The 19,234-nt window shown below is 70.0% G+C and carries 14 protein-coding genes; 8 read left to right on the forward strand and 6 right to left on the reverse strand.

Features of this window, described 5'->3' with window-relative positions:
* Positions 1-11 precede the first annotated feature (11 nt).
* Positions 12-1,283, forward strand: coding sequence for a hypothetical protein (locus AB0M51_RS03600; protein WP_344201552.1), 1,272 nt, complete (start codon positions 12-14; stop codon positions 1,281-1,283).
* Here the strand turns inward: AB0M51_RS03600 and AB0M51_RS03605 are convergent.
* Both AB0M51_RS03605 and AB0M51_RS03610 read right to left on the reverse strand, forming a co-directional pair.
* Positions 1,272-2,813, reverse strand: a complete 1,542-nt coding sequence (locus AB0M51_RS03605) for a GMC family oxidoreductase (RefSeq protein ID WP_344201549.1) — start codon at positions 2,811-2,813, stop codon at positions 1,272-1,274. The genes AB0M51_RS03600 and AB0M51_RS03605 overlap by 12 nt on opposite strands.
* 107 nt (positions 2,814-2,920) lie before the next feature.
* Positions 2,921-3,553, reverse strand: a complete 633-nt coding sequence (locus AB0M51_RS03610) for a phosphatase PAP2 family protein (RefSeq protein WP_344201546.1) — start codon at positions 3,551-3,553, stop codon at positions 2,921-2,923.
* 242 nt (positions 3,554-3,795) lie between these two features.
* Between AB0M51_RS03610 and AB0M51_RS03615 the strand changes: the two genes are divergently transcribed.
* Genes AB0M51_RS03615 through AB0M51_RS03635 form a run of 5 tightly spaced genes read left to right on the forward strand, consistent with a single transcriptional unit; the run spans position 3,796 to position 9,242 of the window.
* Complete coding sequence (locus AB0M51_RS03615) at positions 3,796-5,304, forward strand: sugar transferase (protein WP_344201543.1); 1,509 nt, start codon at positions 3,796-3,798, stop codon at positions 5,302-5,304.
* Positions 5,304-6,233 (forward strand): GDP-L-fucose synthase, encoded by a 930-nt coding sequence (locus AB0M51_RS03620; protein ID WP_344201540.1) that lies wholly within the window; start codon positions 5,304-5,306, stop codon positions 6,231-6,233. Before AB0M51_RS03615 ends, AB0M51_RS03620 begins: the two co-directional genes overlap by 1 nt.
* On the forward strand, positions 6,230-7,216 hold the full coding sequence (gene gmd / locus AB0M51_RS03625; protein WP_344201537.1) for a GDP-mannose 4,6-dehydratase: 987 nt from the start codon (positions 6,230-6,232) through the stop codon (positions 7,214-7,216). Before AB0M51_RS03620 ends, gmd begins: the two co-directional genes overlap by 4 nt.
* Positions 7,213-7,959, forward strand: coding sequence for a WecB/TagA/CpsF family glycosyltransferase (locus AB0M51_RS03630; RefSeq protein ID WP_344201535.1), 747 nt, complete (start codon positions 7,213-7,215; stop codon positions 7,957-7,959). The genes gmd and AB0M51_RS03630 overlap by 4 nt, the downstream gene beginning before the upstream one ends.
* A 14-nt stretch (positions 7,960-7,973) precedes the next feature.
* Positions 7,974-9,242 carry a hypothetical protein gene (locus AB0M51_RS03635; protein ID WP_344201532.1) on the forward strand — a complete coding sequence of 423 codons (1,269 nt, stop codon included), beginning with the start codon at positions 7,974-7,976 and terminating at the stop codon, positions 9,240-9,242.
* Here AB0M51_RS03635 and AB0M51_RS03640 read toward each other — a convergent pair.
* The 3 genes from AB0M51_RS03640 to AB0M51_RS03650 all read right to left on the reverse strand — a co-directional run bounded on the left by AB0M51_RS03640 (position 9,229) and on the right by AB0M51_RS03650 (position 14,675).
* A complete protein-coding gene (locus AB0M51_RS03640; protein ID WP_344201529.1) occupies positions 9,229-10,728 on the reverse strand; it encodes a fibronectin type III domain-containing protein in 1,500 nt (499 codons plus the stop codon). The two genes, AB0M51_RS03635 and AB0M51_RS03640, sit on opposite strands and share 14 nt — an antisense overlap.
* Positions 10,729-10,784: 56 nt before the next feature.
* On the reverse strand, positions 10,785-12,314 hold the full coding sequence (locus AB0M51_RS03645; protein WP_344201526.1) for a fibronectin type III domain-containing protein: 1,530 nt from the start codon (positions 12,312-12,314) through the stop codon (positions 10,785-10,787).
* 132 nt (positions 12,315-12,446) lie between these two features.
* Positions 12,447-14,675, reverse strand: coding sequence for a LamG-like jellyroll fold domain-containing protein (locus AB0M51_RS03650; protein ID WP_344201523.1), 2,229 nt, complete (start codon positions 14,673-14,675; stop codon positions 12,447-12,449).
* A 167-nt stretch (positions 14,676-14,842) separates the two neighbouring features.
* Between AB0M51_RS03650 and AB0M51_RS03655 the strand changes: the two genes are divergently transcribed.
* On the forward strand, positions 14,843-16,447 hold the full coding sequence (locus AB0M51_RS03655) for a Wzz/FepE/Etk N-terminal domain-containing protein (RefSeq protein ID WP_363747962.1): 1,605 nt from the start codon (positions 14,843-14,845) through the stop codon (positions 16,445-16,447).
* Positions 16,447-17,718: a hypothetical protein gene (locus tag AB0M51_RS03660; protein WP_344201518.1), complete on the forward strand. Its 1,272-nt coding sequence runs from the start codon at positions 16,447-16,449 to the stop codon at positions 17,716-17,718. The genes AB0M51_RS03655 and AB0M51_RS03660 overlap by 1 nt, the downstream gene beginning before the upstream one ends.
* On the opposite strand, the gene AB0M51_RS03665 is transcribed toward AB0M51_RS03660, so the two are convergent.
* Positions 17,704-19,215, reverse strand: coding sequence for a right-handed parallel beta-helix repeat-containing protein (locus tag AB0M51_RS03665; RefSeq protein ID WP_344201516.1), 1,512 nt, complete (start codon positions 19,213-19,215; stop codon positions 17,704-17,706). The two genes, AB0M51_RS03660 and AB0M51_RS03665, sit on opposite strands and share 15 nt — an antisense overlap.
* Positions 19,216-19,234: the final 19 nt, after the last annotated feature.

Raw genomic sequence — 19,234 nt, forward strand, 5'->3', positions numbered from 1 at the left:
GCGGGGAAGCTGTGCCGTCGAGACTCCGTCGCCAGATCCTGCGGCGGCTGAGCTGGGGAGTCGCCGACCAGGCGGTGTCCAGCCTGGAGAACTTCCTGCTCGGCGTCTATGTCGCGAGGACGCTGGGTGCCGCGAGCCTGGGCGCGCTCGGTGTCGCGTTCGTCGCCTACGGGATCATCCTCAACGTGTCGCGCGCGCTGTCCACCGACGCGTTGATGGTCCGGTTCAGCGACGTTCCGAGACAGACCTGGCGCCAGGGAGTTGCCGCCTCTGGTGGCGTCGCGCTCCTGGTCGGGCTCGCCGGTGGCGTCGGCTGCGCCGCGATCGGGGCGGTCCTGCGGAGCGCGATGCCGGGCTCCGAGGTCGGGGCCGCCTTTGTCGCCCTGGCGGCAGGGCTCCCAGGGCTCATGCTGCAGGACAGTTGGCGTCAGGCGTTCTTCGCCGCGGGCGAAGGGGTCAAGGCGTTCGTCAACGACTCGGTCTGGACCGTGCTGCTGCTGGGCACGCTGCTCCTTGGCGGGCTCGCCGGTGCCCACGGGGTCGCGTGGTCGCTGCTCGCGTTCGGAGGATCAGCCACGCTGGCCGCGCTGTTCGGCGGGTTTCAGGCCGGGATCGTGCCCCGACCGCGGGCCGCGACCGGCTGGCTGCACCGGCATCGCGATCTCGGTCCGCGTTTCCTGGTCGAGAACGTCGTACTCGCATCGGTCGGGCAGGTCCGCGCCGTCGTGGTGGCCGCGACCGTCGGGCTGGCGGCGGTCGGCGCGATCAGGGGCGGCGAGATGCTCGTCGGCCCGGTGAGCGCGCTGTTGATGGGCCTCGCACAGGTCGCCGTTCCGGAGGCGGCGCGCGCCGTCCGCCGCAGCGACCGGCACCTGCGGCGGTTCTGCCTCGGACTGAGCGGTGGGCTGGCCGTCGTGTCGTTCGGCTGGAGTCTGGTGGTCCTTGTCGTCTTCCCGTTCGGGCTCGGCAGCGTGCTGCTCGGGACCGTCTGGCCGCAAGCTCAGGTACTCGTGCTCGGTATCACGGTCAGGAACTTGGCCGGCTGCCTGCAGGTCGGTCCGTCCGCCGGTCTGCGCGCCTTGGGCAGAGCCGACCGGACCATGCGCTGCCAACTCGCCAACGCTCCGCTCGCCGTCGTGTTCTGCGCCGCCGGAGCGCTCGCCTGGGGAGCCCAGGGTGCCGTCTGGGGCTCCGCACTCGCCGCGATCCTGGGCACCGGGATCTGGTGGCAGCAGTTGACGAGTGCGCTACGGCAGCACGTGCCCGAGGGATCACCCGCCTGAACCGAGGACTCCGCGAAGGTGGTCGGCGAGGCGGAGCGCGAGCGCGATGATCGTGAACGTCGGGTTGGAGGCGCCGTACGTCGGGAAGACCGACGCTCCGGCGACGTAGAGGTTCTCCACGGAGTGCACCCGCGAGTCGGCATCCAGGACACCCTTGCGCGGATCGACGTTCATCCGGGTGGTCCCCATGTGGTGATGGTTGCCTTCGACAAGGGTCGCGGGGACGTCGTCGAACAGTGTCTCGACGTACCCGAACCCGTCGGCCCGGAAGGCCGCGGCCAGGATGTCGACCGACGACCGGAGGGACTCGACGTCGTCGGTCGACCGCCGCCAGGTCACCCGGGCGACCGGGATCCCGAGGTCGTCCCGCCGGGAGCCGAGCGACACCCGCGACAGGCTGTTCGGTGCCTGCTCACCCATGGCGCGGAGCATCAGCGTCCGGGGCCGCGCCATCACCTTGCCCAGTGCCAGCTCGGCGACATCCGGAAGTCCCGTCACGACGTTGCGCACGTGGGTACCGAACCCGTCGATCCGGGGCCGCCTGCCGACGGCCTTGCGCAGCGTGGTCAGCGATCGGACTGCCGGCGTCGAGACCGCTGCCGGCCTCGGGACCAACGAGAAGGTGCAGTTCAGCAGATCCTTGTCCCGCTGGACGCTTTCGGCGATCCGGACCGCGCCCGTCGCGTCGTGCAGGCTGGGGAAGAATCCTGCGTCGTCGACGGTGTGCGAGCCGGACAGCACGACCTGGCCGACCGGCAGCGACAGCCGTTCGGCGAAGTAGCGCCCGACCAGGTCGTGCTCGTTGCCGATGCCCTTGCCGCCGTCGGCGGTCAGCAGCAGCCGGGCGTTCTCGATCCCGCCTGTCGCGAGTACGACGACCCGTGGCCGGACGACGACCCGGCTGCGGTCGGCACGTACGGCGGTGACCGATGCGACGCGCCGGCCCGACGGATCGGCGGTGATGTCGGCCACCCGGGTGTGCAACTCGACCCGCACGTTGGCGGTACGAGCGAACGCCTGCAGCTCGTCCCGGAAGTCGGCGGAGCAGACCTGGAACAGTGTGGGCACGATCTCGTCGTCCTGCACCGGCGGCGCCGGTCGGCCGTCGGACAACGGGTCGCCGTCGACCAGGTCGTACGGCGCCAGGCCGCAGTCCCGCTGCGCCTGAACGTAGTACGGAAGAAGGTGGTCGCGGTCGAACGGCCAGCCGAAGTCGGGGCGCCCGGGACGGGACTCGAAGTCGATCGGGTCCAGCGGACGGGCGAGCCACCCGCCGTGCAGGACTCTCGGATGCCGCAGCGTGCCGCCGAAGGCGCGTACCCTCGATCGGTGTAGTAGGTGCAGCGGATAGCCGTCGGTTTCGCCCCTGCTCAGCCGCTGCACGCGGCGCTCGATGTTCGGACCACCGCTCTCCAGGATGCAGATCCGGGCCCCGGTGCCGGCCAGCGTCCGCGCGACGCTGATCCCTGCAGGCCCCGCGCCGATGATGCAGAGATCCGTCACGATCTCCGCGGCGTGTGAATTCGGCACCGCGACATACCTCCTCAGTCGCACCACAGCTGACCCCGAGTTCTTCCCCTCCGAAAAGAGCATTTCCATCGGGCGTTGATACAGGGTCTTCTGTGGGCCTTCTGTCGTTACCTGCGGCGAGGCATGAGCAGAACGGCCACTGCGGTGACGAGAACTCCGCACCCGTAGCCACCGAGCGTGTCGGTGGGGTAGTGCGCGGTGAGGAGGATCTGCGTCCAGGCCATCAGACCACCGCCGAGGATGCTGACGGCCAGGACGACCGCCGTACCGCGAACGCCGTCGGTGCGCAGCAGGCCGGCCAGGAGCAGGCCGATGATCGTGGCGGCGACGGTGGCGGCGGCGGCGTGGCCGCTGGGGTAGGAGAGGAAGCCGTCGTGGATCCGGCGGTCGACGACGTACTTCAGCAGCGTGCTCAGCAGTGTGGCGGTGACCATGGCGGCCACTGCGGCGATCGCGAGCATCCGGCGGCCGGCGAGCAGGCAGACCGCTGCGAGGGCGATCGTCAGCACGGCCCGGCCGACAGGTTCGCCCAGCCAGTCGAGGGCGTGGGCGAGGTTCCAGACACCGGCCGGTGAGCCGTCGACGAGCCGCTGGATCGAGCGGTCGAGCCGGCTCGGGCCGGTGTCACCGGCGAGCGCGACAGCCGGTACGGCGAGCAGCACCGCACCGACCGCGGCCAGCACCGCAAGTGGCCGGCGCAGCCCCTGTCCGAGCGCCGGCAGTGTCCGAGTTGACGCCATCCCCACCCCCAGTAGTCAGTCTAGGGTGCAACTGATTCGTCAGGCGTGCACTGCTTCTTTGCTGTGGATGCAAGGACTTGACCAAGTTGTCCACAGGAACGGCGCCCATGCGTCACTGGCGGACCGACTGCGTAGTAATCTTCGGTGACCCGGCGACGACACGCGGGTTAACAAGGACACACTGCACGCCGGATCGGACACTGATAGTGACGGAGCGGTTGCGGGAGGGGACAGGGGCCGCTGTGAGCGGAGCAGAAGCGCCGGACGCGGTCGGCAGCAGGGATGGCCGTCGCCCGCTCTGGGTCGTCCCGCACGAGGTGCCGGCGATCGTTCCGCTGTCCTCGCGGTCGACCGAGCCGCGCTGGGTGGGGGTGTACCGCTGGGCCGCGGTCGGCGGCGACCTGCTGGCGGCGATGCTCGGTGTCTCGATCGCGTTGCTGACCCGGTTCGGATACCACGTCGGTTCCAGCTATCTGGTCGTGAGCAGCCTGCTGCCGATCGCCTGGGTCGCGGTCGTCGCTTTGTCGAAGGGGTACGACCCGCGGTTCTTCGGCGCCGGCCCGGACGAGTTCCGTTCGCTGCTGCGGGCCGGTGTCGGGCTGACCGCCGCGGTGGCGATGACGTCGTACGTGACCAGGGCAGAGATCGCCCGCGGCTTCGTGGTGCTGGCGATCCCGGTCCTGGTGATCGCCGCGCTGCTGCTGCGGTACGCGTTGCGGAAGGACCTGCACCGGCACCGGGTCCGAGGTCGCTGTATGCACAGGGTTCTCGTGGTCGGGCGCAGTGGCCCGGCCGCGACCTTGTGCGAGCACCTCGAGAGCCGTCCGACCGACGGGTTCCGGGTCGTCGCCACCTGCCGCCCCCGCGGCGACAGCAGCACCGCGACGGACGACACCCCGCTGCACCCCGACGAGCTCACCGAGCCGGACATCCTCGCCGCCGCCGATCGGTACGCGGTCGAGGTGGTCGCGATCGCGACCGACCCGGAGCTGGCCGGCCAGTCGCTGCGCCGGCTCTCCTGGGCGCTCGAGCAGCGCGGCGTCGAGCTGATCGTCTCGCCGGGCATCATCGAGGTGGCCGGCCCGCGGATCTCGGTCCGCCCGGTGGCCGGCCTGTCGCTGCTGCACCTGGAGCGCCCGTCGGTCAGCGGCGGCCCGCACCTGATGAAGGCGGTCTTCGACCGTGTGGTTGCCCTCGGCATCATCCTGCTGCTGTCCCCGCTGCTGATCGGGCTGGCGCTCGCGGTCAAGCTGACCAGCTCCGGTCCGATGCTGTTCCGGCAGCAGCGGGTCGGCCGCGCGGGCGTCGAGTTCACGATGCTGAAGTTCCGCAGCATGTACGTCGACGCCGAGCAGCGGCTCTCCGACCTGTACGCGTTGAGCGACGGGAACGGCGTGATCTTCAAGATGCGCAACGACCCGCGGATGACCCCGCTCGGCCGCTGGATCCGCCGGTTCTCGCTGGACGAGCTGCCGCAGCTGTTCAACGTGCTGCGCGGCGACATGTCGCTGGTCGGCCCGCGCCCGCCGCTGGCCGAGGAGGTCGCGCTGTACGCCGCCGACGACTCGCGGCGGATGCTGGTGAAGCCCGGGATGACCGGCCTGTGGCAGGTCAGCGGCCGCAGCGACCTGTCCTGGGACGAGTCGGTCCGCCTCGACCTGCGGTACGTCGACAACTGGTCGATGACGCTCGACCTGCTGATTCTCTGGAAGACCGTCCGCGCGGTGATCTACGGCGCAGGAGCCTATTGATGGATCTACATGCACCCGTGTACGTGGCCGGCCACCGTGGTCTGGTCGGTTCGGCGATCTGGCGGCGGCTGGACGCCGCCGGGTACACGAACCTGATCGGCGCGTCGTCGGCCGAGCTGGACCTGCGGGACCGGGCCGCGACGTTCGCGTTCCTGCGTGAGCACCGGCCCGCGGTGGTGGTGGACGCCGCGGCGCGGGTCGGCGGGATCCTGGCGAACCGGGACCACCCGACCGAGTTCCTCAGCGACAACCTGCGGATCCAGGTGAACCTGATGGACGCCTGCCTCGAGGTCCGGACGCCGCGGCTGCTGTTCCTCGGCTCGTCGTGCATCTACCCGAAGTACGCCGAGCAGCCGATCCAGGAGTCGAGCCTGCTGACCGGCGAGCTGGAGCCGACCAACGACGCGTACGCGATCGCGAAGATCGCCGGCATCATGCAGGTGCAGGCAGTACGCCGGCAGTACGGCCTGCGCTGGATCTCCGCGATGCCGACGAACCTGTACGGGCCTCATGACAACTTCGACCCGGCCAGCTCGCACGTCCTGCCGGCGTTGATCCGCCGCTTCCACGAGGCGAAGACGAGCGCTGCCGAAGAAGTCGTGCTGTGGGGGAGTGGTACGCCGCGGCGCGAGTTCCTGCACGTCGACGACCTGGCGGACGCATGTCTGCACCTGCTGGAGCACTACGACGAGCCGGAGCCGATCAACGTCGGTGTCGGCACCGACGTGACGATCCGCGAGCTGGCCGAGCTGGTCGCGCGGACCGTCGGTTACACCGGTGCCCTGAGCAACGACCTGTCCAAGCCGGACGGCACCCCGCGCAAACTGCTCGACGTGAGCCGGCTGCTCGCGCTGGGCTGGAAACCCTCGATTTCGCTGGAAGACGGTGTGGCCGCCACCTACCGCTGGTACGTGGAGAACCAATCATGAAAAAGGCCTTCATCACCGGTATCACCGGCCAGGACGGTTCGTACCTGGCCGAGCTGCTGCTGTCCAAGGGCTACGAAGTGCACGGCCTGATCCGCCGCGCGAGCACCTTCAACACCAAGCGGATCGACCATCTGTACGAGGACCCGCACGCCGAGGACAAGCGGCTGTTCCTGCACTACGGCGACCTCACCGACGGCTCGCGGCTGGTCACGTTGCTCGCGGCGATCCAGCCCGCCGAGGTGTACCACCTGGCCGCGCAGAGCCACGTCCGGGTGAGCTTCGACGAGCCGGAGTACACCGGCGACACGACCGGGATGGGTACGACGCGGCTGCTCGAGGCGATCCGGATGATCGGGCTCGACTGCCGGTTCTACCAGGCCTCGTCGTCGGAGATGTTCGGCGCGACGCCCCCGCCGCAGAACGAGGACACCCCGTTCTACCCGCGCTCGCCGTACGGCGCCGCGAAGCTCTACAGCTACTGGATGACCCGCAACTACCGCGAGGCGTACGACATGTTCGCGGTGAACGGGATCCTGTTCAACCACGAGTCACCGCGCCGCGGTGAGACGTTCGTGACCCGGAAGATCTCCCGTGCGGTCGCGGCGATCAAGTGCGGCAGGCAGGACCGGCTGTACCTCGGCAACCTGCAGGCGTCCCGCGACTGGGGGTACGCCCCGGAGTACGTCGAGGGCATGTGGCGGATGCTGCAGCACAACACCCCGGCGGACTACGTGATCGCGACCGGTACGTCGTACTCCGTGCGCGACTTCGTGGCGCTGGCGTTCGAGCACGTCGGGCTGGACTGGGAGAAGTACGTCGACCACGACCGGCGGTACGAGCGCCCGACCGAGGTGGACTCGCTGATCGGCGACGCGTCGAAGGCGACCAGCGAACTCGGCTGGAAGGCCCAGGTGCACGTCCCGGAACTGGTCCGCATCATGGTCGACGCCGACCTCGCCGAGCTGACGGGGGAGCACGCATGAGCAGGGTAGATGTCCTCGGCATCCACGTCAGCGTGACGAACCTGGACCGGACGGTGGAGACCTTCGCGCGCTGGATCGACGACGGCGAGCGACAGCTGGTGTGCGTGTCGGACATGAATGCGTTGCTGCACGCGCGGGCCGACGCCCGGCTGACCGAGGTCTACAACACGTCCGGCCTGACCGTCCCGGACGGCATGCCGTTGGTGTGGGCGGGGAAGAAGGCAGGCTTCGCGGAGATGGACCGGGTCGCCGGGCCGGACCTGCTCGAGCGGGTGCTCGCGGAGGCGGCCGAACGCGGCTGGACGCAGTACTTCTACGGCGGCGCGGTCGGCGTCGCGCAGGAACTGAGCGAGCGGTTCCAGGACCGTCACCCGGCGTTGAAGGTGGTCGGCGTCGAGTGCCCGCCGTACCGTGCGCTGACCGACGCCGAGGACGCGGAGACGGTGGCCCGGATGAACGAGGCACGGCCGGACATCGTCTGGGTCGGGCTCGGCGCGCCGAAGCAGGAACGCTGGATGGCCGACCACCGAGACCGGCTGAACGCGACGATCCTGATCGGCGTCGGTGCGGCGTTCGACTTCCACACCGGGCGGCTGGAGCGCGCACCGCGCTGGATGCAGCGCGCCGGGCTGGAGTGGAGCTACCGGCTGTACAAGGAACCGCGGCGGCTCTGGAAGCGGTACGTGCTGGGCATCCCGCGGTTCCTCCTGGGCGTGCTCCGGCATCCGCCGCGGCCCGCCTAGTCTAGGTTGGGGCGGTGAAGTTCCGGCGGCCGAAGTTGCGTCGGCTGGCCGGTCCGGCCGGTCGCGCCACCTGGGGTTTGGCCGACCAGGCGCTGTCGAGCCTCAGCAATCTCGCCGTCGGCGTCGTCGTCGCCCGCTCCAGCACGGTCGCCGACTTCGGCGTGTACGCGCTGGCGTTCGGCGGCTACACGATCGCCCTCAACGTCTCCCGGGCCGTCTCGACCGAGCCCCTGGCGGTCCGCCACTCCGGCACCCGCACCCCGGCCTGGCAACGAGCCGTCCGAGCCAGCACCGCCACCGCCGTACTCTGTGGTCTGCTGGCGCTGCTCGTCGGCCTCGCCATCGCCGCGGTCCCAGGCGTTCCGTCGAAGGGTGTCCTGCTCGCGTTCGCCCTCACCATGCCCGGGCTGCTCCTGCAGGACGCCTGGCGCTGGGCGTTCTTCGTCGTCGGCGAAGGCCAGAAAGCCTTCGTGAACGACCTGATCTGGCTGCTCGCCATGCTCGCGATCTTCGGCGGCCTCTACCTGACCGGGACCACCTCGGCCTTCACGCTCACCTTCGGCTGGGGACTCGGCGCGGTCATCGCCGCGATTGCCGGCCGCTTCCAGGCAGGCGTCGCCCCCCGCCGCCAGCTGATCCGCGAATGGGTCCGGCGCAACTGGGACCTCAGCCCGAAGTACGTCGGGGAGATGCTGGCGGTCTCCGGCACCATCCAGGTCTACATGCTGGGCATCACCGCCGCGGCCGGCCTGGTCGCCACCGCGGGCATCCGCGGCGCGCAGGTCCTGCTCGGCCCGGTCAACGTGCTGAACCAGGGGATCCGGATGATCTCGGTCCCGGAGGCGGCGCGCGCGCTCCGGCACTCGTACCGCAGGTTGTGGCTGGTCGGCCTGGCGATCTCGTTCGGCGTCGGCGCCGGGGCGCTCGCCTGGGGTGCCGTCTTCCTGCTGCTGCCGGCCGTGGTCGGCCGGGAACTCCTCGGCCCGGGTGTCTGGAACCAGGCGCACACGGTGCTGATCCCGGTGATCCTGCTGCAGGCCCTCGGCGCCTCGAACGCCGGCGCCTTCGCGATCCTCCGCGCCCTGACCGCTGCGACCCGCGGCCTGCGCGTGCGGCTGATCTCGTCGGTGATCCTGATCGTCTGCGGCATTTCCGGTGCCTACCTGTGCGGCCCGAAGGGTGCGGCGTGGGGGCTGGCCGGTGCCTCGTTCGCCACCTTGCTGCTGTGGTGGAACGAGGCACACCGGGCCATCGCCGCCCATCGCCGGGTCAGCGCACAGTGACGGTGGCGTAGCCGCCTCGTACGTCGTGATGCCCGTCGGAGACCTCGATGCGATACGCCTGAGTGGTCCTCGTCGGCGCCGTGGTGTCGGTGAGCGTGACGTTCGGGCGGTACCAGAACGCGGAGCTGACCCGAGTGGAGGCGACAACCGTGTTCGACGTACCGCGGAGCAGACGATAGGTGAGGCGTACGTCGTCGTTGTCGAGCGAGGCCCGCACAGTGGCCCGCACCTGTCCTATCGCCGGGCGGGACAAGGTCGGGACCGCGGGCCTGAGCGGCGGGGCGTCGGGTCCGAAGTTGGTGAACCGGGTCAGACCTTGCTGCCCGGCGCCGTTGACCTCGGTGAAGTCGCCGCCCACCCACAGATCGCTCCCGCCGCTGGTCGCCACCAGGGGACCGACCAATGTCGGCGGCCCGCCGTTCGTGTTCGGGAACCACGGGCCCAGCGCACCGGTCGCCGGGTTCTGCAGCAGCAGGAAGTGCGTACCGCTGCCGTCGGCGAAGGTCCGGGGACAGCTGTGCGCGTGCGACCCCTTGAAGAGCCACCCGTCCACCACCGCCAGCGCCTCGGTCGCGCCCAGGCAATTGCTCTTCCACAGGAGTTTGCCGCTGGCAACGTCCGCGGCCCAGGTCCCGTCGAAGCAGCCGCGGCCGTCACCGGCGTCGGCGAAGAAGACCCGGCGCCCGGACGCCTGGATGTCCTTCACCCGCGACGTGCAGGTACTGGTCGGCAGCGGTACGGCGGACGCCGCGGGGAAGGGCAGAGCCGCGCCGGTGGAGGTGTCGACGCTGGCAACGGCCCAGTGACTCCTCCCGCGGAGCGTGGCGAACGTCCCGCCCAGGTAGACCCTGGAGTTGTCGTGGGCAACGTCGATCGCGTAGACGTCGTCGTCCGCGTCGGGGTTCCACGGCAGCAGAGCACCGGTGACGGTGCTGATCGCGGCCGCGCGGTTCCGGGTCACGCCGTTCACGAGCCCGAACGAGCCACCGAAGTACAGGCTGGTCCGGCCGATCGCGAGTGCCTTCACCCGGTACGACACCCGCGGCGCGATACCCGCGACGAGCCTGCCGGTCGCGGTGTCGAAGGCGGCGAGCCGATTCCGGACCAGACCGTCGACGCGGGTGAAGTCGCCACCGACATAGACCCTCGAACCGTCGGGCGACGCGACCACCGCCCAGACGAATCCGTTCAGGTCGTGGTTCATCGCGGCGTCGAGCGCACCGGTGCGCTCGTCGAACGCGGCCAGATAGGTCCGGGTCACCTCGCGTGTCCCGGGCGCCGCTCCCGGCGGGCGGACGGTGCTGAACCGGCCGCCGACGTACACCTTGCCCCTGGCAACGGCCAGGCCGAGCACGCTGGCATCGGTCTGCCAGCTGGTGGCGGCGACGGCCGTCAGCCTCGCCCCGGTGCTGTGTGCGGGCTCCGGCGGCAGCACCGCCAGGACCAGTCCACCGATGCCCAACGCAACGAAGAGTCTTGTCCCCATGATCAACACCCCCAGTCATCAAGCTACGACTGGGGGTGCCGATCGGGAAGAGGCAGTTACGGGATCTTCACCGAGGCGGAGGCGCCCTTCATGATGTTCCGGCCGTCGTGGACCTCGACGTGGTACGAGTACGTCGAGCCGCGCTTCAGGCCGCGGTCCACCACCTGGTAGGTCTTGCGCGGCTGCCAGAAGTACGTCGTGTACTTGTTCGAGCCGATGTTCAGCGACCCGCGGAACACGTTGTACGTCAGCGACAGGTTGTCCACGTCGTACGAGTCCGAGTAGCTCACGTACACGCGGCCGGCCGTCGTCGCGGTCAGCCTCGGAGCCTTCGGTACGGCGGGAGCCGCGCCGCCGGGCGCGTTCGTGAAGTGGGTGATGCCGACCTGCAGCTTGCCGTTCACGTGCAGGAAGTCGCCGCCGACCCACAGGTCGGTGTCGGTGCCGGCCATCGCCAGCGGGCCGACCTTCGTGGTGCTCTTCAGGTTCGCGTCGGTGTTCGGGAACCACGGCCCGAGGTTGCCGTTGATCGTGCTCTCGACCAGCAGGTAGTGCGTGCCGGTACCGTCCGGGAAGCCGTTCGGCGACGAGCTGCAGTTGTGCGCGTGCGACCCCTTGTACAGCCAGCTCCCGATCGCCTTGATGGCTTCGGTCGCGCCGAGGCACTTGTTCTGCCAGAGCAGTTTGCCGGTCGACACCGACGCGGCCAGTACGCCGTCGTAGCAGCCGGACCCGTCGCCCCCGTTGGACACGTACACGTTGTCACCGAGGGTGTCGATGTCCTTCACCCGGGTCGTACAGGTCGCCGTCGGCTTCGGGATCGCGGCCGCGGCGGGGAAGCTGAAGGCCGCGCCGGTGGTGTTGTTCAGCATCGCCAGCGAGTAGTGGTCCTTGCCGCCGATCGTGCTGAACGGGCCGCCCACGAAGACCCGGGTGCCGTTGTCGGACACGTCGACCGCGTACACGTCGGCGTTGGCGTTCGGGTTCCACGGCAGCAGGTCGCCCTGGATCAGCCGGACCGCGCCGAGCCGGTTGCGGACCACGCCGTCGATCTTGCCGAACGCGCCGCCGATGAACACGCTGTTGCCGTAGATCGCCAGCGCCTTCACCCGGGCCGCGACCACCGGGTCCCAGGCGGCGACCAGCTTGCCGGTGGCGACCGAGAACATCGCGATCTTGCTGCGCCGGATGCCGTTCACCATCGTGAAGTCGCCGCCGATCACCACCCACTTGCCGTCCGGGCTGGTGGCGATCGCGTACACGGGGCCGTTGAGGGTCGGCGCGAAGGCCGTCGGCGCACCGGTCTTGCGGTTGAACGCGGCGACGTACGAGCGCTTCGTCTCCGGCGCCTGACCGGAGGCCATCCCGGGCTGCCGCAGCCTGGTGAAGAGGCCGCCGGCGAACACGGTGTCCCCGGCGATCGCCAGCGCGTTCACGCTGTTGTTGGTCTGCCACGAGGTCTGCTTGATCGCCGACACCGCGGACGCGAAGCCCGGGGTCGCCGCTTGCACAGGCGGTCCTGACGGAATCAGCGCCGCGGCCAGAACGGCCGCACCGGTGACAAGGGCCAGCACTAACTTCTTCATTTGTGTCCTCACACAGGCGGGGTCCTACAGCGCGTGCCTCATCACGCACCAGCGTCGGACACTAGCGCCGCAGGAGGCCCACCGGAAGCGGGCCTCCTGCTCGCGTTATGACTTTGTGCTGGAGAAGCCTTTTCACCTGGCCAGGTAGTGGGACTGGATCTGCGCGCCCGTCAACGCGTACGGATACACCGCGGCCTCGTCGATGCCCATGCCGGTCTGCGTCGCGCCGCCGCCGGGCCACGAGTTGTTGTTGTCGTACCCGACCCGCCACCACCCGTAGTACAGCGACGCCTGCCCCACCTGGGCGCTGCCGCTCAGCACGCCGTCGACGTACAGCTTCATCGCGCCGTTGTCGTACGTCCCGACGACGTGGTGCCAGGTGCCGTCGTTCTTGCCGGACACGCTGGTCAGCGTCCGCTGGGAGCCGTCGCTCACGCCGAACACGATCGAGCCGTTGGTCCGCATGTACAGCATCCGGTCGTTGATCGCGCTGCTCTGGGTCTTCCCGTTGCCGAAGCCGAGGATCCGGCCGCCGCGGTTCAGCCCGCTCTGCTTGACCCAGGCCTCGACCGTGAACTGCTGCGGCATGCTGTACGCCTTCTCGCCGACCATCCGCCCGGTGCTGGTGCTGAGCGTCATCGCGGTGTTGCCCGCGACCGCCCCGGCGCTGCCCAGCGTGACCCCGGTGAAGGTGCCGTTGTTGCTCTGCCCGGAGGAGTCCACCGAGGTCGTCGTACCGGCCGGCTCGCCGAGCCGCCAGTACGCCTGCGGCCCGTCGGCGTTCACGATCTGGTCGTACGCCGTGGACGCGGTCGTGGCGACCGTGACCGGGTCCGAGTAGTTGCCGCGGATCGTCGTACTGCCGTCGGTGACCTCGACGCGGTAGTTGGTCGACTCACCGGGGGTCACGTCGGTGTCGGTGTAGTGCACCCACGGGCGGTCCCACGGCGTCGACTTGACCGTCCAGGTCGCGATCGTGGTGTTGCTGAAGCCGCGGAGCAGCCGGTAGGTCAGCGTGCTGTCGTCGTTGTCGACCACGGTCGGGAAGTTGATCTGCACAGCACCCGGACGGACGCTGTACGGCGTCAACTTGGCCGGCTTGGCCGGAGCCGCACCGGGAAGTGCGTTGGTGAAGTGGGTGAGGCCCTGCTGGGCGACGCCGTTCACGTGCAGGAAGTCGCCGCCGACCCACAGGTCGTCTCCACCGGTCGCGAACGCCAGCGGGCCGACGTTGGTCACGCTGTTCGGATCCGCGTCGGTGTTCGGGTACCAGGGGCCGAGGCCACCGTCGCTGAGCTTCTCGGAGAGCAGGAAGTGGTAGCCGAAGCCCTGTGGGAATCCACCGGCGCCCTGGTTGGCGCAGTCGTGTGCGTGGGAGCCCTTGTAGAGCCAGCCGTTCACGACCTTGACGGCTTCGGTCGCGCCGAGGCACTGGTTCTTCCACTTCAGCGTGTTGGTCGCGATGTCGACCGCCCAGGTGCCGTCGAAGCACCCGCCGCCGTCACCCCCGTTGCCGAAGTACACCGTGTCGCCGCTGGCGTCGATGGTCTTCACCCGGGTTGTGCAGGACCCGTTCGGCGGCGGTACGGCGGAGGCACCGGGGAACGGCAGTACGGCGCCGGTCACCGGGTCGAGGCTGGTCACCGTGTTCTGGCTGGTGCCGTTGACCGTACTGAACTGGCCGCCCGCGTACACCTTGGAAGCGTCATCGGCGGCGTCGACGGCGTACACGTCACCGTTCACGTCCGGCGCCCACGGCAACAGCGTGCCGGTGTCGGTGGTGACCGCGGCGAGCCGGTTCCGGGTCTGGCCGTTCACCAGGCCGAACGAGCCGCCGAAGTACACCGTCGTCCCGGAGACCGCGATGGTCTTCACCCGGTACGAGACCGAGGGCTTCCAGTTCGTGACCAGGGCACCGGTCGCGGTGTCGAAGGCGGCGATCCGGTTCCGGGTCTGGCCGTTGACCGTGGTGAAGTCGCCGCCGACGAAGATCCGCGACCCGTCCGCCGAGGCGGCGACCGCGTAGACCTGACCGTTCAGCACCGGGTTGAACGAGCTGACCAGGTCACCGGTGCCGGCGTCGAACGCCGCCAGGTACGCCTGGGCGACCTCGCCGGTGCCGGCCGCGGCGCCCGGCGGCCGGACGCTCGTGAACCGTCCTCCCGCGTACGCCTTGCCGCCGGTCACCGCGAGACCCTGGACGCTGGCGTTGGTCTGCCAGCTCGAGCTGTCGACCGCGGACAGCGACGCCTCCACGCTCTGCGCCGGCGGCGCGAGCAGCAGCGTGCCGGCGACGGCCAGCAAGGTCCCAGCGATGCCGAGTTGAATGCGCAGACGTGTGAACAGCCGTCGTTTCGTCATGTCCCCCCTAGGACAATTCGGCGCCGCCTCACGACGCCGTACACAAGCTTTCTCAGAAGCTCCCCCGGACAGAGAGTAGAGCACCGGAGCGAGATCGTCTGCCCTGGACGGAAGACGCTGTGGATATCCTGGGGCGCTGGCCGTGATCGACTCGAGCGAGGTACTGCATGGAACCGGGCACTGTGGTCTGGCGGGAGACCGCCCAGTCACTGCTGCGGCAGAAGTGGCTGATCATGGGCTGCGTGCTGCTCGGCCTGTTCGGCGCCTCGGTGTTCGCGCTCTCGCAGACCACCCGCTGGACCGCTTCCAGTCAGCTGGTGATCGGCCCGGCGGTGCCGCCGGCGCTGGTCGGCAAGCTGTCCACCGGCGCGGACAAGACCGGCCCGCTCGGCATGGACCTGCCGGCCGAGACGCAGGCCCGGGTGATGGCCAGCCCGACGCTGCTGAAAGCCGTGGTCAAGAGCCTCGGGATGCCGAGCGACGACAAGACCCTCCAGAACCTGGCCGCGGCGACCAAGGTCAAGGCGGTCACCGACAACGCCTACCTGATCAGCACCGACGGTCCGACCGCGCAGAAGGCGGTGGACCGGGCGAACGCGATCGCGGCGACCTATCTGACGCAGCGCAACAACGAGGCCAAGAGCCTGCTCACGAACCTGGCCGAGCAGGCGCAGGCCCGGTCGAAGACCGCGACCGCGCAGTCCCGCAGCCTGGTCAGCCAGATCAACGAGGCCGTCGGTCGTGGCGACAACCAGACCGCGGCAGCACTGCGTGACCAGCGGGTCGGCCTCGCGACCGAGGCCCGGCAGGCCGCCGACGACGCGGCCGCGATGCTGAAGGCGCTCTCGGCCGTCGGCGCCGCGAGCCAACTGGTGGCGCCGGCCACAACCGACACGGCCACCTCGTCGCCGATGGTTGCCCGCGACATCCTCGTCGGCGGCATTCTCGGCCTGGTGCTCGGCTTCGGTCTCGCTCTGCTCCGTTCGCACCTGACGCCGTACATCCTCACCCGTGACCAGGCGGCGCGGGCCGCGAGCGCCCCGGTGATGGCGGCCTCCGAGGGGCATCGCCGCCGGTTCTGGCGGCGGTCCGCCCCGGAGCTCCCGCAGTACGAGATCACCGCGCTCGGTGCCGAGGCGAGCGGTGCGCTGGCGCGCCGCGAGCTGAACCCGCGCGCGATCGCCGGCGGCAGCCCCGGCGCACTGCTGGTCGTGTCCGCGTCCCCGACGCCGAACTCCGCCGGTATCGCGCTGGCGATGGCCGAGGCGAACGCCCGCGACGGCCGCGAGACCCTGTTGGTCCTCGCCGACATCGAAGGTACGCCGGTCCTCCCGCACCTCACCGGCCACGAAGGGCTGACGGACCTGGTCAACGAGCCCGCCGCCACCCGGGCGATCCGCGCCCGCAAGCTGTTCCGGCCCGGCACCGTCGCGGACCTGTACGTGCTGCCGCCCGGCCTCAACCACGAGGAGACCGCGGAGGCGGTCGGCCCGTCGCTGGTGCCCGGCATCGTCGCGGACCTGCCGCCTGGGTACTCCGTGGTCATCCACGGCCCGGCCTCCGTCGGCCGGCACGGGATCTCGCCGCTGGCCGCCGCCGTCGACGCGTCGGTGCTGGTGGTCCAGGTCGGTCTCGACAAGGAGATGGACGTCGCCCGGCTGACCGGCGCGCTGCAGTTCGCCGGCGCCCCGGTGCTGGGCGTCGTACTGATCGGCACGGCGACGCAGGACGAGACGCTGGGCATCCCGCTGAACTACAAGCCGCTGGACTGATGCAGGCAACGCTGGCGGCTCCGGTCCCGGGCACGGTCGAGCACGAGAGCGAGCGACCGGGCTGGTTCTGGCTGCTGCTGTGGTGCCTGTTCGTCCTCGGCGTGCAGCCATGGTCGGCCCGGGTCGCGTCCCCGCAGGGTACGACGGGATCCACGAACAGCATGGCCAAGGGGCTGCTGCTCGGTGCGGTGTTCCTGGTCGCGCTGGCGGCGACGAAGCCCGGGTTCCGGACCCGGGTGAACCCGGCCAGCTGGATCTACGTGATGTACGTGCTGTTCGCCTGCGCGACGGCGTTCCTGCTGGCCGAGCCGATGGGGCCGCTGACCCGGCTGGCCCGGTTCCTGATCGGGCTGGTGTTCGTCTTCCTGCTCTGGCGGCCGCTCGTGCAGGTCCCGGAGCGCCTGGTCCGGGCGCATCTGTGGGCGCACCTGTTGCTCGCGGCGACCGTCGTACTGAGTCTGGCGTACTCGCCGTCGCAGGCCTGGCGGCCGCTGAGCTCGCTCGGCACCGGGTCGCGGCTGCAGGGTGTGATCATCCCGATGCTGCCGCCACGGGTCGGCGAGGTAGGCGCGATCCTGCTCGGGCTGGCCCTGATCGGGCTGATCTGCCGGAAGCTGGCCGTGCTGCCCGCGCTGACGCTGATCGGCCTGGGCGGCGTCCTGATCGCGGCCAGCCGGACGCGTACGTCGGCGGCGGCCGTCGCGTTCGGGCTCGTGATCGCGTTGATCGTCACCCGGAAGACGTGGCTCGGCCGGTTCGCCTGCCTCGTCGTACCAGGGCTGCTCGGGCTCGCGTTCCTCACCATCGGGTCACTGCACGACTGGCTGCTGCGCGGCCAGAGCAGCCGGCAGATCACCTCGCTGAGCGGCCGGACGACGAGCTGGCACGCGGTCGTCGACGAGAAGGTGTCGACGCAGACCATGATCATCGGCCACGGCCTCGGCAACAAACGGGTGCTGCTCACCCGAGGCGAGGGCGACGTCGACGTGATGGCGATCGACAACAGTTGGCTCGGCCTGTACTGGGAGACCGGACTGCTCGCGGTCGCGATCGTCGGGCTCGCGCTGATCGTCGCGTGGGTGTCCGTGCTGCGCGCGCCGACGCCGTACGTCAAGGCCTGCGGTGCGCTGCTGCTCGGCTACGTGACGGCCGCCTCGCTGAACGAGAGCGGCCTGTCGGACCTGTCCTCGATGACGGTGCACCTGCTGGTGGCCGCCGCGATCTGCGACGCCGACCGCCTCCGGCAGCGAAGACGCTCAGCTGCTCACTGAGTCCTTGTCGAAGCCGGACTGCTGCCACTGCGACCAGGTCAGCGACTTGCCGTGGTACGAGAACCGGTCGGCACCCTGGTAGCTGTTCCGGCGGAAGGTGATGGCGCCGGGCTGTGTCGGCGACTTCTTGTTCTCCACCACGCCGAGCGTCGACGACGGGCCGGTCATCACGATCAGGTTGCCCTCGACCAGCACGTTCCGCAGGACGTACGTGCCGCGCGGCCCGTCGCCCCGGGTCCGCGACTGGATCGACAGCGCGTTGCGGTTGTCCTTGATCAGGTTGCCGCGGACCTGTACGTCGGACGACGTGTTGACGTTGATCCCGCCGCCGTCCCAGAGCGTGCCGCCGGAGCCGCGGCCGGTGCCGAACCCGTTGTGCTCGACGACGTTCTGGTCGATCACGCCGGCGTAGCTGATCTCGTACCGGATCCCGTCCGCCGCGTTGTCGCGGATCCGATTGCCGGTGATCCGGCGGTCGTACTCCGCGATGTCGCTCCACATCCCGACGCCGCGGTTCGCGACGATGTCGTTGCCGCTGACCTCGCCGGAGGACCGGGTGGACTTGATCCCGCCGGACTCCCAGTCCGCGATCCAGAACCCGTCGGTGTTGTTCCGGGTGACGAGGTTCGCGCTGATCCGGACGTCCGCGGACCTGTACTGCCCGATGCCGAGCTGACCGTTGTCGGCGACGGTGTTCCGGGTGACCTCGGCGCGGTCGCCCTGGCTCACCATGATGCCGACGGCGTGGTTCCAGCGGACCTCGTTCGACAGCACCTTCCAGCCGGGCCCGGCCTGCAGCGCGCCGGCCTGCGGGCGGCTCGCGAAGTGCTCGATCGTCAGCCCGGTGACGGTCACGTCCTCGGCCGTGTTCGCGATCGCGGTCTGGGTGCGCGACATCTCGGTGACGTGCCCGTTCGGGTCGTCACCGACGTACAAGGTGTTGGTGCCGTAGTCCCCGTAGAACGTGCCGGGCTTCACCTGGGGAAGGCTCATCACCCGGGTGAGGTGCTTGCCGTCGACGAACACCTGCTCGCCTCGCTGGCAGGGGTTCGTCCTGTTGTCCTCGCACTGGCCTTTGAGGTTGTACGCCGGCGGCAGCACGCCTTGCACCGACCAGCTCGTGCCGGCGTGCTTCCAGCCGGTCAACCGGACAGCTCCAGTCAGTACGGCGCCGGGCTGTCCGCCGAGCGTGTCACCTGTCCGCGGCTGGATCGCCCGCGTCAGCCGGTGCACGCCCGTTGCGAAACAGAACGTCGTGTTCGCCGGTGCGGCGTCGATGATCGGCTGCGGGTCGGTGCCGACCGGGAGCGCCGTACCGCTGCAGGGCTTCGCCGTACTCGGGCCTGTCGGTCCGAGCACGGCGGCGGCCGCGGCCGGGGGAGCGGTGGGGACCGTGACGGTCACGACCGGTGTGGGCTCCGGGGCCGCTCCTTTGCTCGAGCAGCCCGACACCAACAGCACCGCGGCACCAGCAGCCGCGACGGCCCCACGCCTCATCGCAATCCCTTCGGCAAGA

The organism is Kribbella sp. NPDC051137 (assembly GCF_040682535.1).
Lineage (GTDB): Bacteria > Actinomycetota > Actinomycetes > Propionibacteriales > Kribbellaceae > Kribbella > Kribbella karoonensis.